Origin of the sequence: Rhodococcus sp. YL-1 (assembly GCF_001942025.1) — a bacterium.
Taxonomy (GTDB): Bacteria; Actinomycetota; Actinomycetes; order Mycobacteriales; family Mycobacteriaceae; genus Rhodococcus_F; species Rhodococcus_F qingshengii.
The window spans coordinates 101,771-114,976 of record NZ_CP017300.1 but is presented as its reverse complement, the minus strand read 5'-3'; the positions used below and the strand labels follow the sequence as shown (position 1 = coordinate 114,976).

At 61.6% G+C, this 13,206-nt stretch carries 14 protein-coding genes; 6 read left to right on the top strand and 8 right to left on the bottom strand.

From position 1 onward, the window contains the following. Positions 1-111: 111 nt before the first annotated feature. Together BH682_RS30210 and BH682_RS30205 are read right to left on the bottom strand one after the other, a co-directional pair. Positions 112-1,122 (bottom strand): cytochrome, encoded by a 1,011-nt coding sequence (locus tag BH682_RS30210; protein WP_143542517.1) that lies wholly within the window; start codon positions 1,120-1,122, stop codon positions 112-114. Positions 1,123-1,132: 10 nt separating this feature from the next. Continuing rightward, entirely contained in the window at positions 1,133-1,792 is a 660-nt protein-coding gene (locus BH682_RS30205) for a hypothetical protein (protein ID WP_047269145.1), read from the bottom strand. A 126-nt stretch (positions 1,793-1,918) separates the two neighbouring features. On the opposite strand from BH682_RS30205, the gene BH682_RS30200 reads away from it, so the two are divergent. Together BH682_RS30200 and BH682_RS30195 are read left to right on the top strand one after the other, a co-directional pair. Then, positions 1,919-2,383, top strand: coding sequence for a hypothetical protein (locus tag BH682_RS30200; protein ID WP_075835667.1), 465 nt, complete (start codon positions 1,919-1,921; stop codon positions 2,381-2,383). Positions 2,384-2,409: 26 nt separating this feature from the next. Continuing rightward, positions 2,410-2,853, top strand: a complete 444-nt coding sequence (locus BH682_RS30195) for a hypothetical protein (RefSeq protein ID WP_058228438.1) — start codon at positions 2,410-2,412, stop codon at positions 2,851-2,853. Positions 2,854-2,976: 123 nt separating this feature from the next. Here BH682_RS30195 and BH682_RS30190 read toward each other — a convergent pair whose 3' ends face one another. Beyond that, positions 2,977-4,755: a hypothetical protein gene (locus BH682_RS30190; RefSeq protein ID WP_075835665.1), complete on the bottom strand. Its 1,779-nt coding sequence runs from the start codon at positions 4,753-4,755 to the stop codon at positions 2,977-2,979. A 143-nt stretch (positions 4,756-4,898) separates the two neighbouring features. Between BH682_RS30190 and BH682_RS30185 the strand changes: the two genes are divergently transcribed. The 4 genes from BH682_RS30185 to BH682_RS30170 all read left to right on the top strand — a co-directional run bounded on the left by BH682_RS30185 (position 4,899) and on the right by BH682_RS30170 (position 7,898). Beyond that, complete coding sequence (locus tag BH682_RS30185) at positions 4,899-6,200, top strand: AAA family ATPase (RefSeq protein ID WP_047269149.1); 1,302 nt, start codon at positions 4,899-4,901, stop codon at positions 6,198-6,200. Further along, the gene (locus tag BH682_RS30180; RefSeq protein ID WP_047269150.1) at positions 6,197-6,637 is read left to right on the top strand and encodes a hypothetical protein; all 441 of its coding nucleotides are present in this window, start codon (positions 6,197-6,199) and stop codon (positions 6,635-6,637) included. The genes BH682_RS30185 and BH682_RS30180 overlap by 4 nt, the downstream gene beginning before the upstream one ends. 180 nt (positions 6,638-6,817) lie before the next feature. Continuing rightward, entirely contained in the window at positions 6,818-7,024 is a 207-nt protein-coding gene (locus BH682_RS30175) for a hypothetical protein (RefSeq protein WP_143542516.1), read from the top strand. 295 nt (positions 7,025-7,319) lie between these two features. Then, positions 7,320-7,898, top strand: a complete 579-nt coding sequence (locus BH682_RS30170) for a hypothetical protein (RefSeq protein ID WP_075835661.1) — start codon at positions 7,320-7,322, stop codon at positions 7,896-7,898. Between the two features lie 115 nt (positions 7,899-8,013). Here the strand turns inward: BH682_RS30170 and BH682_RS30165 are convergent, their stop codons facing one another. The 5 genes from BH682_RS30165 to BH682_RS30140 form a co-directional block, all read right to left on the bottom strand. Continuing rightward, on the bottom strand, positions 8,014-8,385 hold the full coding sequence (locus BH682_RS30165; protein ID WP_075835659.1) for a hypothetical protein: 372 nt from the start codon (positions 8,383-8,385) through the stop codon (positions 8,014-8,016). Positions 8,386-8,519: 134 nt separating this feature from the next. After that, on the bottom strand, positions 8,520-8,759 hold the full coding sequence (locus BH682_RS30160) for a hypothetical protein (RefSeq protein ID WP_064112267.1): 240 nt from the start codon (positions 8,757-8,759) through the stop codon (positions 8,520-8,522). 137 nt (positions 8,760-8,896) lie between these two features. Next, complete coding sequence (locus BH682_RS30155; RefSeq protein ID WP_125053084.1) at positions 8,897-11,560, bottom strand: ATP-dependent DNA helicase RecG; 2,664 nt, start codon at positions 11,558-11,560, stop codon at positions 8,897-8,899. A 78-nt stretch (positions 11,561-11,638) separates the two neighbouring features. Further along, a complete protein-coding gene (locus tag BH682_RS30150; protein ID WP_141695860.1) occupies positions 11,639-11,824 on the bottom strand; it encodes a hypothetical protein in 186 nt (61 codons plus the stop codon). A gap of 239 nt (positions 11,825-12,063) precedes the next feature. After that, complete coding sequence (locus tag BH682_RS30140; protein WP_058228445.1) at positions 12,064-13,206, bottom strand: nucleotide-binding protein; 1,143 nt, start codon at positions 13,204-13,206, stop codon at positions 12,064-12,066.

Genomic DNA, 13,206 nt, shown 5'->3' with positions numbered 1-13,206 from the left:
CGAGAAGCCATCTCCGACAGCGTTCCTCAACCTTCCAATACAAAGTCCGTGAGCAACGTCGCCATCAGCCCGCAGGTGCCAGCCCGCTCTTGCTCACACACCTGCACCCGACTACGCCGCCACCGGTGGCAACTCGACGCGCAAGTCGTTGGGCCACCGGGCAGCCGAAGCTGGGGGCCGGATGGGCTTGAGCACGTCCCGCATATCGAGGTCGTGATGGTCCTGCCAAGCACGGCGGTTGTTGCAGAACTTCGTCCACAACTGCTCGTATCGTTCAGGATTGATCAACTTCGGAACCACTTCCGTCGGGGACACTGCAATGGCCACCAGACCATCCGGTCGCGAGTACTTCCATTCTGTCCACACACCGCGGTCAGCATCGACCACAGATTCCTGCGCGTGCAACCCATTCACCAACTGTGTCCCGACTTTGGGCTGCATCGGTTTCGCCTGTCCGTCCCGATCGGACTTCGTCTTGAAGTCACCGATGTACAGGTGGTTTTCGATCCGGAAGATCGTGTCCAGTGTTCCGGCCACGCCGATGCTGTGATTCCATACCGTCACCTCGTTGGCGATGGCCTTTACGTTCCACCGCATCCACCAGTCGATCAACGCCGACGCGTAGTCACCCTCGCCGTGCTCGTCGAGGTCCGCCCTCGCCTGGTCAACCTCGAATCGGTCAATGTTCCCGAGCTGCCATTCCCCCAGTAGTTCAGCGAGGTTGTGGACGCGGTCGCCTCGTTGAGCTGCCTGGTCTGCAACGACATCCGGTGTCGCAGCGATCGCACCGCGCACGGCACGGGCTATCGCATCCGGCTTCCGCGATCTCGCTGCCGCTCTCTCCCTCGCTGCGATCACATGGGGAAACTGATTACGCAGCGTCTCTTCGTCATTGCGCAGGTATGCGGCGGTCGCGTCCTGAACGAGTCGGGCCCGCCAACCCACCAGTGCGCTCCCCTGCGGCCGGACCCCGAGCTCGGGAAGTTTCGAGAACGGGTCGGGAAGATCATCGGCGTCCATCCCTTGCACAGTCGTAATCGACGGCACCTGAGGCTCGTCGCCCACAAAGCGGCCATACATTCGGCCCCATGCGGTTTGGTGAGAGAGCTTGGGAGTGGTCATGGATGCGAAGTTAAGTCCAGGCTCCGACACTGTGCGGCACCGGCATTGCAGCAGCGAGACCGTCGCCTGCTGAATACTCGTCGAGTAGCGCCGGCGTGCCAGGGACGAGCAGATGCCGGCGGCCGCCCTGCCAGAAGTAGGCGGCCTTCGGATCCACCCGGATGAGAAAAGCCAGGTCGTCGGGTCGATCAGCTCTCAGAAAATCTTCCACCCGCCAGCGGCCGCACCTCACGTCGTCCCCGCTCGCATAGACCAACATTGTTTGGGACTGAGTTTCGCACCACCGGTGGACGCGGGCCTCACGCCGGAGCAGCTCGATTCCCAGCGTCGGCAGACTCGTGTGCGCTGGGACTTGCTGAATCCACTGCAGATCATGCGCCCATACGTCGAATGCCTGCTTCTCCTCATTCGTCGTCCAGTCGTGGTGGCCGGCCGAATCGATGCGCGCGACCTCAACGCCTTCACGGATGAGGAGTTCCCGATCGAGATCAAGCCGGTAGGAGCCATCCGGAACATAGGCGGCGGTGGCGGGTAGCGCCTGATAGCGGTATCCCGGATGCGGCCGAACTGGCGTGGCGACAGTGGTCTGTCGCCGCGGAAGGTACTGCGGATCGTCAGTAAATTCGTCCACCCGGGCCGCAGGCGGGCCGGTATCGCGGTCGTACGTCATGCTCACTTGTCCTTCCCTTGTCCGACAGACCTTGTCGGTGCCTTCATGTATACGAGGTGCCCCTCGCCGGCGGGGCACGCGCGCATGCAGCCGGCCACCGGAACTCCCTAGTGCACACTCGTTGGCATGAAGACGTTTCCACAGACGCGGGTCTCCTTTTCGGCGAGCGACATCGACTGTGTGATCAGCGCTGCTGACAGCGGGCTCGTGCAGCACGCACTCTCGCAGGCCTTGCGAATCGTCCTTGAATCCGGCGGGTCGGCCCCGGGAGTGGAACCGATACAGATCAGTGAGGCACTCGAGCTGTTCGCCTGGATCGAGATGAGAACCTCTGGCGAGTCCGGACATTTTCTCACCGGTGAAATCCCGATGGTCCACTCAGCCACTGCGGCCCTGATTTTCTCGCGAGATGTGTTGCTGGCAACGGCCGGCAACATCGAAGCCGGTGTATGCCGCGTCCCCGATCAACCCGATCAGTCCCCCACCGCTCATGCAGGCGGTTACCGCGATTGCGCGAGCTGGGTGACCGACTTGATCAACAATCAAAACAACAAGGCCCCTGACTCCGCATACCTGGCCGGCCCCTACTGACTTCCTACCCGAATTGAGGGATTCCCATGTCTACAGCCACTTTTCCGCAGTATCGACTGTCTGCGGACGTGCACCAGGTCAACATCTATGCCAGGTACGCCGCGATGGGGATGCTACGTAGCAAGCTCGCCGACTCGCTCCGCGTCCTCCTCGAATCCGGGGTGCCGGCGGCTTCGGAGCTCGATCCTCGCGAGATCGCCGAACTGCTTACCTCTCTCACATTCACCCTGCCCGATGTCGACGAGCACCCGGAGTTGTTTGCCCAGGATCCGACGATGGTCTACATGCCGAGCGGCGCGGTAGAAGGTGCGGCACAAGTTGTCCGGCGGACTGGGGAGCACATCCAATCCGGACTCTTGGCCGTACCTGCGAAGCCCTCCGCTGCAGATCCGCGTGCGTACGGCCAGTCCTACATCGACGTCGCAGACGCAACGCAGGACATGATCGAACAGATCCGCACCGGAAGTTGATGTCGTACGGCTGGTCCGGTAGCGCACGGTCAATAGTGCTGTGTTGCAGAAGGCTGAGCGCTTACGTCGACATTCGCGGCCACCGATGATTGGAAGCTGTTCGCCGGCCGACGTGGTTTCAGATCATGCAAATGACTCAGATTCCAGCAATGCCACAAGCGCCTCCCCGACGATGTCGGCGACACGTGCCGGATCGTCGAGTTCGGTTATCGTCACGCCCGGCAGTCCGGCAACACGATCAATGAGATGCGCCGGCGGTCCGTCGTTGATCTGCCCGGCGATCAGCCACAGCATCCGGGTCTGAGATGAAGCCAATTGTTCTGCCTGATGGTAGATCTCGTCGAGATTCGGAAGATCCGCGTCGGTGATCACAACCACGAGTCTCGTGCCGGCACCCGAGGTCAGCTGCAGTCGAGAATCCAAGGCCAGCAGAGCCTCCGGAAGCCCGTCGCTGACGCCACCGGCCTCCGGGACATACACGGCGCCACCGATACTCTCGGCCGGCAGGTTCGCTGCTTTCGCGTTCCACACGACCGTGGCCGCCGCACCTCGATCAACTGCTGCCCGATTGACCATCCACGCAGTCACTGCGGAGATTTCGAGCACCGGTTCCATCGACTGGGAGACGTCGACCGCGATACCGACCGCCCACGGTGGTGCTTCCACGACGGTCCGGCGCGTGCGAGACCAGGGCGTCGCAGTCGGAATCATGCCCGCCGCGATCTGACCCTCACGGCGGGCCAGCTCACGGATCCGCATGCGTCCTGGTGGTACAGCCTGCGGAATGTGTTGCGTGCGTTCACCGCGGTCGAGTGCAGCCTCGACCGCTCGGTTCAGCCGGAGGGACTGTGCCAGCTCGCCGTCGGTTGGCCTTCTGACGCTGTGCGCAAGACGCCCGGTGCTGGCGACGCGTCCAGCTGCTGCGATCATCTGGCGCTGGTTCTCCGCCGCTGTGGTTACCCGGGCGGCAGCCGCCGATGGCGGAGTGATGTGTTCGGCGGCCTGCGCGGTCGCCGCGGTACGCCGGGCCATCGCTGCGAGAGCATCACGGAGGCTGGTGTTCTTTCCTGAAGCGGCGATCTCGTCGCCGGCGCCTTCGCTGGCTCCATGTTGAGGGCTGCATCCAGCGCCGTCATCGCCATCGCTGCCCTCGCTGTCGACGTCCGCGTCATCGAACTCGTCGACAATCGCTGCGGCGATCGACTCCGCGCACCGCACCAACCCATCGACGTCACCGTCGTCGAGAGCAACCGCTACACGCGTCTGCTCGACAACAATGCCGATTTGCTTCTCGGTCAAGAACTCCCCGGCTACCTCCGCGAGATCCGGAAGATCGCAGCGGTCATACACCCCGGCATCGATGCGACCACCCACCAAGATCAGGAGCCGAGCTGCCGAGGATGCGGAACTGGCTGTGCAGCTTCCAAGCAGATGCGAAGCCGAACTTCTCAGCCATACCCGATCCTGTGGGCGCCGCGCCACGACTCGCCCTTCCATTCGTGGTTCCTCGAGGAGCGCAGCCCACGCCCCCGCGGCCTTCGATAGCCGCCCCCGCCGAACGGTGTGAGCTGCATGGCCCGCTTCGTGCACAGCTACTCCGGTAAGGACCGGGAAGCGTGCGCGATCGCGGCGGTCACGAAGGTCGATTTGGTTCGGATCATCAGAGGGAGAGAGTGTTTGCGCTGCGTCGATGGTGACGGTGGCGGTCGTGTGAGAGTACGCGCCGGCCGGGCGCCCGCCTGCCAGTTCTGGGGTTGCGGCGATTCCGACAACGGTCATCAGATCCCGGCGGGCGGCGATCTCGTCGACGAACCGACCCACTCGCACGGAGAGCTGACCCCACGCGTCGGCTGTGAAGGTCTGTACTTCGTTGTCCATCGTCAGGGCGGCGGGTGCATTCATGACGTGTTACCTCTCTGATGACGTTCGCTCCGAAGTCACTGTCTCAACTGGCGCAGGTTTCCGCGGCACACCAGTCGTGCCGCACCGATGTCGCGGTACCGGGAGTCTGAGTTCCGACACAGAATTGAGAAAGGGAAGGTTCCATGATCGAAGCGACATTCGCGGCCTGGGCGGTACAGGCTGGAGACGGGCAGGTCACCGCCACCGTCGCCTACCGCGACCCGTTCACCAATACCTCGACTACGATCACTGGCTTCGGGGCTGAGTCCGACTTCCAAGAGGGCCAACTCGTAGTCCGAGAAAGCACCACGCCACCGGAATCCGCCGCGACTGTGTTCGCGGACGCTTTCCACACCTTCTTCCCTTCAGATTCCGATCACTCGAACCGCGTGATCCGATTTCCACAGATCAGCACTGTTCGCGTGCCAGGCGACGCACCGGTGGATCCGAGGGACTTCTTTCCACCGCTGTTCATGCTCGAGTTGGCCGAACAATCGGACCCCTACAACGTCGCGGTGCAGGCGCTGACCTCAGACAAGCGGGTCCTGCGCGGTACAGCGCAGGCCAGCAGCGGTGCCGACCTCGCTGATCGCATCATCATCGAGATCCCCGAAGCCGACCGAGACGGCCTTCTCCTCACCGACGGCCGCCGCTACCTCCCACGCACCATCGCGGGCCAGCCGGATTACCTGGTACTCCGAAAGCTGCGGGGTTACATGAATATTCGACTCAAGGGGGTTGCCGGTGGAGGTAAGACCACCCTCCCAGAGGTGGCATTCGGAGAGGATCTGATCACTGTGCAAGGGCACGGAGATCTGTCAGTGTCCTCGCTCATCGGGCACTACCAACCACAACCCGATGGCACATTCCTCTGGTGCGACGGCCCATTGCTGCGCGCGATGAAGTGCGGAAAAGTTCTACTCATCGACGAAATCAACCGGGCCCCTTCGGAGACGATCGCCATCTTGCTCTCAGTCGCTGATGCCCGCACCCAACTCGTCATCGACGACCGCCCCGACCTGCCGACCGTCCACGCCGCTCCAGGATTCAGTCTCGTCATCACATACAACGAGGAAGGACGAGGCATCCGACCACTCGACAACGCAATCAAGCGACGCTTCCCTTTCGAAGTCACCGTTGAAACCGACTACGACGTTGCAGAATCCGCCGGAATCGACTCCCGCCTGATCAAAGTGGGGTGGAACTTGCTCACCCAGCATGACGAATCCATCGCCACCGGAGGCCGGCCGATCTGGAGACCCCAGATGGCGGATCTGATCGCGGCGCAGAAGCTACTCGACGCCGGCCTGGGCGCCGAGTTCGCCGCGGCCACTCTTGTCGCGGCCTGCCCCGACCCAGATGTTTCCACATTGGTCGCCACCGCAGTCTCGACGTCCTTCGCGATCCCCAACGTCCGTCCTCTGCAGCTTGGAGGCGCAGCATGAGCAGTCTCGCTGTACCCATGCCTACGTGGCGAGCCCGCGGTCCGCTGACCAGTCTCGACGGCACGAACACCACGGGCATCGACACCACCGCTGACCTTCTCGGTGTCACCTTCGCCGACATCCCGGACGATGAACTGGTCCTGCACACTCTGAGAGTTGTCGAATACGCCTTCCGCCGGGACATGTGCGGGCTCCCTGACGTGCAGTCTGAGGCTGGGGCATCAGTTCACGGCAACACCGTTGTCGCCTTCGCTCCTCTGTCGAGGCGCCGATGCAAGACTCGATCCATCGAGCACGGGCTTCGAGCGGCACTGACCAACATCCTCCACATGCACGTCAATGGTTCGCCCGTGCGTGCTGACGGAACACAATTGTTCCCGGCTCTCGCTCGCCCGATCGTTGGCATCCGCGGGTTTTCCCTCGGTCACAGCGATTAGTGACCCCGCCACAACGCCTTCGGCGCCTTTGCGCCGAACCAGCCAGCCGTCCACCAGAATCACGTCGACTCGCCTAAGCCCCATGAAATCTCGCGCCTCCTTCTGATCTCTTCGACACCGCGGGCCATGTCGGACCATCAGGGCACACTGACCGGAACCAACTACGAGAGGATGACAGGCATGAGCAAAGAAATCACCAAAATTCTTGCGGTCGTCGCGGGGATTGGCGGGATCGGCTTCGCGATCGGAACGCTGATCGGGTGTCTGTTCCTTTCCGACACAATGGAACCGTGGCAATTCGGCCTGATCTTCGCCTTGGTCGTACTGTTCTTGGGTCTCCTCGGCGCTGCCCCGCTGGCATCGCGCCTGTTCACTGGACGAAGCTAGCTCGAATCACACGCGCCGCGAACGAAGAGACGTCGCTTCAGCGTCCGAGCACTTGGAATGCGTTGCAGCGCGGCATTCATCACCTGTGGCCACCGAAGGCAAGGACAATCATCGACTTGCAGCAAAGGAATACCGCCGGAGTTGCTCGTCCAGATCGGAATCCGGCAATGCGATGTGCTTCAGACCGAGCGATAGTGACTGAGATCGGAGCTGGACCACAACTCACTCCGCGCGATGTCCTGTTGCCCGTCGCCGCCACCGTCAACGGCGCAGAGCATTGGAAAGTGAGATAACCATGACCCTCGTCCTCGGTATCATCGGCGTCATCGCGCTCTTTCTTCTCGCGTGGCAGGTTTTCGTGAGGCTTCCGGCCACTCTCAATCGCCGCGATCAAGCTCAAGAAGGACAGCCCGATTGGCTGACCGGCGGAGGAGATAAGGACGACGCAATCAGTGGTAGCGGCGCTGTCGGCGACCACAGCGGATTCGATGGCAGCGCAGACTCTTCCAAGTACGGAACCAGCCACCAGGACCAACGAGCACCTCTGGCGAGGACGCCTGACTACAAGGATCACGGTCAGGATCCCGACGAGTATCAAGAATTGGTCAACGTCGATCTTCCGTCCAACACCGCACTCGTTCAACTCACAGCATTTGAAGCCGAACACTGCGCAATGATCATCGGCGCGTACTTACAAGGTCAAACCGGATACGAGCCCGCGGCGCTTGATGTTCGGTGGTTCCTCCTGGCTGCTGCGGCTTCAGCGCGCCACCCAGACAACGACCACCTCGCGCAAGTGCTCGCTTCCCGCCGCGACGCCGTGATGAATTGGCCGTTTCCACGTCCGGGCGGACCACGGGCTCAACCGCGATAACACCTAGTCGTGACAGCGCAGAGAAAGCGGCAACCCAAATCGGAGCTCGAATGCCCACAGGTTGAGGTTGGTCTACCTGGCCGCCAATGTCTTCTCTTGCCGGTGCCTGTAGAACTCACTCCACGATCAGGCCGCGTACTGCCATGATCGGGAGGACGTGCAGGTTCCCATGCTCGTCGGCGAACTGCACCGAACACTCGTTCACCCCAACGATTGTGCCCTTCACCGCATACATCGCTCTGAGATGGGCGACGAACACTGTCCCTGACGCTGCGCCGTAGCCGTTCCCGATACGTCCGGTCAGTAGCGTCGCGACTTGCGCGGCGTGTTCACGGCCGTCGATGACTTCAAAAACAGCAGCATCGGTGGAAGCGACGATCCAGTCGTGGAAAGCCTCGATCGAAACGGACTGTGCCATATACGGGCCGACCGCTGGGATCGACTGCTCATCGACCAGGCCGGCGTAGTCATTTGTCGTGAAGCCCATCGCCTTGCTCCCTTTGTCCTGTGGGGTAGATGCGGTTCACCATCTCGCCCCGCACAAACACGTGCGGCATCAACGCGACTCCGCGAATACGCCTTGGCGTCAGCAGAGTTCGACCACCCACGCATACCACCTGCTCACAGCACGCTCGGAATACCTGACGGATCCCTCTCACTCATCACGACCGCGTCCGCTTCATCGAACTGCTCGACGGACAATCCAGTCTGAGAAACCCATTCACGGCGAAGCTCGTCGAACAGGTCCGTCGGCCACCGCTGGATCAACTTCGGCAACGATCCCGGCACCAAAGCCCCATCGACAGTTGCGCGCACCGTCACTGTCACCGAAACTTCGAAACTTCTTTTATTGCTTTCCATTTCAACCTCCTGTTCGAACAGCCTTCCGCGTGACTCGACTCTGTCTGCCGGCGCACGAGCCTGCGGCACCGACCATCTCGGCCGGACACGAATCTCTGCCACCGGAGGTTGCTTAGCGGCGCGAGCGGAACAGCCAATCAGCTCTTCGTCAGGTAGTGCGCATCGTCGCCGAGAGCAGCCTCAACTTCGCGTTTCATCAGCTGACTGCGGTGCAAGTGTGGGTCACGAGCCAAGATGTCGTGGGCATCCGCCCGCGCTGCGAGATGGATGCGAGCATCATCGATCAGGTCCGCAACCAACAGCCCAGCATCTCGCCCTGCCTGTGCTGAACCGGTCAGGGAGCCAGGCCCGCGGATCTGCAGATCGCGATCGGCGAGTACAAAGCCGTCGTCGGTCTCGCACATCGCATCCATACGCGCCACACCGTCCTCGCTATTGGTCTGTCCGACAAGCCAGCAGTGGCCGGGCCAGCGTCCACGTCCGACTCGGCCACGCAGCTGATGTAGCTGGGCCAGACCAAATTTCGTGGCATCCAAGATCGCGATCACAGTCGCATTCGGAACCGAAACACCGACCTCGATCACGGTTGTCGCAACAAGTACGTCGAGTTCGTGTTCCTTGAACGCGCGCATCATTTCTCGCCGCACGTCCGGCTTCTGCTTCCCAGTCGCCAAACCGATCCGCAAGCCTGCCAATGCGCCGGCCTCGAGTGCGACGCAAGTGTCTTCGGCTGCTGCCGCCATCTTAGTTTCCGAGTCTTGACCGGAGACTTTGACCAACGGGCACACCACGAACGCTTGTCTCCCCTGACTGATCTCGCTACGGATGGATTTCCACACCGGAGAATTCGGGTCGTCCGTCGTCGCGGATTCCAGCCACGTCGTCACTGTCGGGGTTCGACCCGGCGGCTTCTCATCAAGGATCGACAGCTCCACGTCACCGTAGGTCGTGATCGCGGCAGTCCGAGGTATAGGAGTCGCTGTGGCTTGCAGAATATCCGGCGTCGACCCACCCGGGCCCTTCGTGGCCAGCACTGCACGTTGATCCACACCGAAACGGTGTTGTTCATCGATCAATGCCACACCAAGGTTCGCGAACACAACCGGATCCGACAGCACAGAGTGGGTTCCCACCAGCAAGTTCACATGCCCGCCCGCGAGGTCTGCGAGCACATTTTTCCGCGGACGGGGAAGTCCCCGCGACACCAGCAGATCCACTGTCACACCCAACGGACGCAGCACCTCGGCCATCTCCTCGAAGTGCTGGCGCGCGAGTATCTCAGTCGGCGCCATCAGCACTGCCTGGTAGCCACCCTCAATGGCCATCAGTGCAGTTGCCGCAAGTACCAGCGTCTTTCCTGCACCAACGTCGCCTTGAAGCAGCCGGTTCATCGGCCGGGCAGCGACCATGTCTTTGCGAATCTGACCGATCGCTCGCGACTGCGCACCCGTCGGCGTGTACGGAAGGCCAGCCAGCCAAGGATCTACGAGTTTCCCAGTCGGTGTGTGCGTCACACCCGGTTCCGCGGCCTGCGCATTTCGGAGTACGCCGAGCGCGAGTTGCAGTCTCAACAGCTCGTCGTAGGCAAGCCGATTTCTTCCCAAGTCCGCGTCAGCTTTCGACTCCGGGACATGCACCGACCGCAGCGCAGCCAACCGCGTTGGTAGCTTCCGCCTAACCAACAGTGGAGCCGGGATCGGATCGTCGAGCGCCGGGATACGCCGCAACGCGTCAACCGCCGCCCGTCGCAACATCCAAGTGTCTACCGAATGCTTCTGCGACTGTGGGTAAATCGCCAACAGCGGGGCCGTGGAATCCGACATCAGTTCGAGTAGCGGAGAGGTCATTGACAATGCTCCGTTGAACTCGCCGAGATCACCCTGCACGATCAACAGGTCACCACGGTGGAACCGCTGGCCCATCCACATGGCATGGAAGAACATCGCTGAGATGTTCGTACGGTGGTCGCCGAGCGTGAATCGGACGTAACGCTTCTCCCAGTCCGTTTTCATTCCGAGGACTCGTGCAACGAACGTCACCTGCTTTGTCCCGGCGACCAGTGTCTCCAGAGGGGCCAACTGCGTTCGGTCTACGTAGCGGAGGGGCACCCGCATCAGCAGGTCGAACACACTCGAAACTCCGCCAGCCACCATCTTTTCGTTCGTCGTCTCACCAACGCCGTCAAGATCGTCGACAGGAACTCCCCGCAGAGAATCGAGCAGTCCATCGAATAGCAGCGGTTCACCGGAACCCTTCTCCGCGAGAACCGCTGCTGCTGACCTGTTGTCCTCAATATGAGGGATCGCGAGTTCAACACCCACTGCTGCGAACGATTCCGCAACGGTCGGAGCCGCCGCAACTCGCGTACCACTCCCCCACGAGACTGTCGACGCCACCAGTGAGGACACAACCGCTTGCTGAGCCTTCGGCTCTCTGGACGATGGCGCCGCGACTCGTGTCCCACTCCCCCACGGCCAGTCACTGTCCTGCACCGACTGCTCCGCTGATTCCTCGTCACGGCCGCTGTGTCGCACTCCGCCCCCTGGCGCCGACTCACCTGCCCCCGGTGCGCCGGCAGGTAGATCTGGCAAGCTCTCAACTATTACTCCCAGCGCCGGCAACGCATCGGCGTGCGCGCGTACGTCAACGAGGAGTTGCAGAGACAGACGGGGCGGCCACGACGATTCATCTCGAACATTGCGTTTACGAGCAGAATCCATCGCAGGGGTACACACACCAACTGACGCCAACCGGTCCGCTGCATCCCGCAGACGCGCTCGCTGGGCCAAGCTCAGTTGCACGTCAACACGCTCCCTACTGCGGTCGTGGTCACGGATCATTCCGCGCCTCGATTTCAATTCTGCGAGAAGCACTTCCGGTCATGCGGCACTCTGCGTCGTGCCACACACCAGAACCACCCACACCACAATCAAAATCATGACCACCACATCCGGCAGTAACTCACTTCTAACCTGGGTCACAATCATCACTCCGACAAAGCCAATTGCAGAGTGCTGCGCGGAGTTCGGCCTCACCGTGCCGTCGATCCTGTTGGTCTTGGCCACTGATCGCGGCCCATCCACAATGTCCAAACTTCTTGCAGGTCTATCAATTACACGATCCACCGACAAAACGGCTCACATCATCAAGGCCGCAGAACCGTCAATCACCGAATTCGCGATGCAATACCCTGATCAGCTACTCGCCCGCTCCGGAACCGGTCGACCATTCACAGCAGTCGACGACACCGGCATCCCCTACACAGTGTGGGCCAACCTCACAAAGCTGACTTCGGCTCTCAGCATCACTGATTGAACCCGTCACTCGAGATAACCGCATCACCGAATCGAAGCAGCTGAGTGCGAGTGTTCTTTGACAACTTGTCCAAAACGATGATGTCCCCGCCTTCCAGGTGCTGATCGAACGGCACCTCAACGACAGCCCTGACGATATTTCGATAGAAATCCATGATCTTCGCTGTATTGGTTTTCGTCCGGTCGTGCCTCGAATTGACCACCACCACAGCATCATCGAGTAGTCGTTTGTACTTCGGCTTGGCCTCGGCCCGGTCCATCATGCGGTTAGCCGTCCAAGTCGACGACCGAACCCCATCCCCACCCTCGGACACGATCACCACGAGATCCGCATCATCGAGGACAGCTTCCACGACATCGGAAACCATGCCGGCGGCGCAGTCGGTGATCGTCACCTCGTAATGCTCGCGAAGTATCTCGGTCAACCTTACGTAGTCCGTGCTCGTGAAAACAGCCTCCGCCGAGGTCGATGCGTCGGCCGCAAGGACGTCCAAGCCACCGGCCACCCGGTTCATGTGGGCTCGCAGATCATCGAGTGTCCGGATCCGCCCGATGCCTTCGACGACGCTACGTACGTTTCCCGCAGGTCTTTTCGACTCGGGAACTCTGTTTCCCAAGTCACCACAGCCGGGTGATGCGTCGACGGCAACGATCGGACCGTTCCGGAGCGAAGCCAACAACAGCCCGAGAAGCACGGCGGTTGTCGTCTTCCCTGTCCCGCCACCCTCGTTGATGAAGGCAATGTTCTTCGGCTCGTTCAGCGGTCGCCGGATTGACTTCGCCAGTGCCACATCGTCGCCGGGGCCAGTCGCTGCGGTGCGGCCACGCAGCATCGTCAGCCATCGCCCGCGACGCTTCTCCGACTTCGGTGAATCCTCTCGGCGACGGGGCTCCGCTGCCGAAACCGGCCGTTGTCCACCAGCCTTCGTCGTATTCCCGGCGCCGGCCGGCCGCAGAGGTCGTCGGACAGCCGTGACCGACGCCGGAGTCGCTGACTCCGCCCACTGAGTGTTGTCCGCCTGCGGCTCAGCCTCTCCGGGCCCAACCTGGTCGTCGAGCGCCCGGTCATCCCACGGGTTGTCGGATCCACCCCCAAACGAATCGTTGCGCCCGGAGCCCGCATTTTCACTCAT

Bases quoted from the DNA above. Each gene is read 5' to 3' on its own strand.
- BH682_RS30185 (WP_047269149.1), top strand. From the start codon at position 4,899: ATGATCGAAGCGACATTCGCGGCCTGGGCGGTACAGGCTGGAGACGGG.
- BH682_RS30200 (WP_075835667.1), top strand. From the start codon at position 1,919: ATGAAGACGTTTCCACAGACGCGGGTCTCCTTTTCGGCGAGCGACATC.
- BH682_RS30140 (WP_058228445.1), bottom strand. From the start codon at position 13,206: ATGAGTGAAAATGCGGGCTCCGGGCGCAACGATTCGTTTGGGGGTGGA.
- BH682_RS30180 (WP_047269150.1), top strand. From the start codon at position 6,197: ATGAGCAGTCTCGCTGTACCCATGCCTACGTGGCGAGCCCGCGGTCCG.
- BH682_RS30205 (WP_047269145.1), bottom strand. From the start codon at position 1,792: ATGACGTACGACCGCGATACCGGCCCGCCTGCGGCCCGGGTGGACGAA.
- BH682_RS30160 (WP_064112267.1), bottom strand. From the start codon at position 8,759: ATGGAAAGCAATAAAAGAAGTTTCGAAGTTTCGGTGACAGTGACGGTG.
- BH682_RS30195 (WP_058228438.1), top strand. From the start codon at position 2,410: ATGTCTACAGCCACTTTTCCGCAGTATCGACTGTCTGCGGACGTGCAC.
- BH682_RS30170 (WP_075835661.1), top strand. From the start codon at position 7,320: ATGACCCTCGTCCTCGGTATCATCGGCGTCATCGCGCTCTTTCTTCTC.
- BH682_RS30210 (WP_143542517.1), bottom strand. From the start codon at position 1,122: ATGACCACTCCCAAGCTCTCTCACCAAACCGCATGGGGCCGAATGTAT.
- BH682_RS30190 (WP_075835665.1), bottom strand. From the start codon at position 4,755: ATGAATGCACCCGCCGCCCTGACGATGGACAACGAAGTACAGACCTTC.
- BH682_RS30175 (WP_143542516.1), top strand. From the start codon at position 6,818: ATGAGCAAAGAAATCACCAAAATTCTTGCGGTCGTCGCGGGGATTGGC.
- BH682_RS30165 (WP_075835659.1), bottom strand. From the start codon at position 8,385: ATGGGCTTCACGACAAATGACTACGCCGGCCTGGTCGATGAGCAGTCG.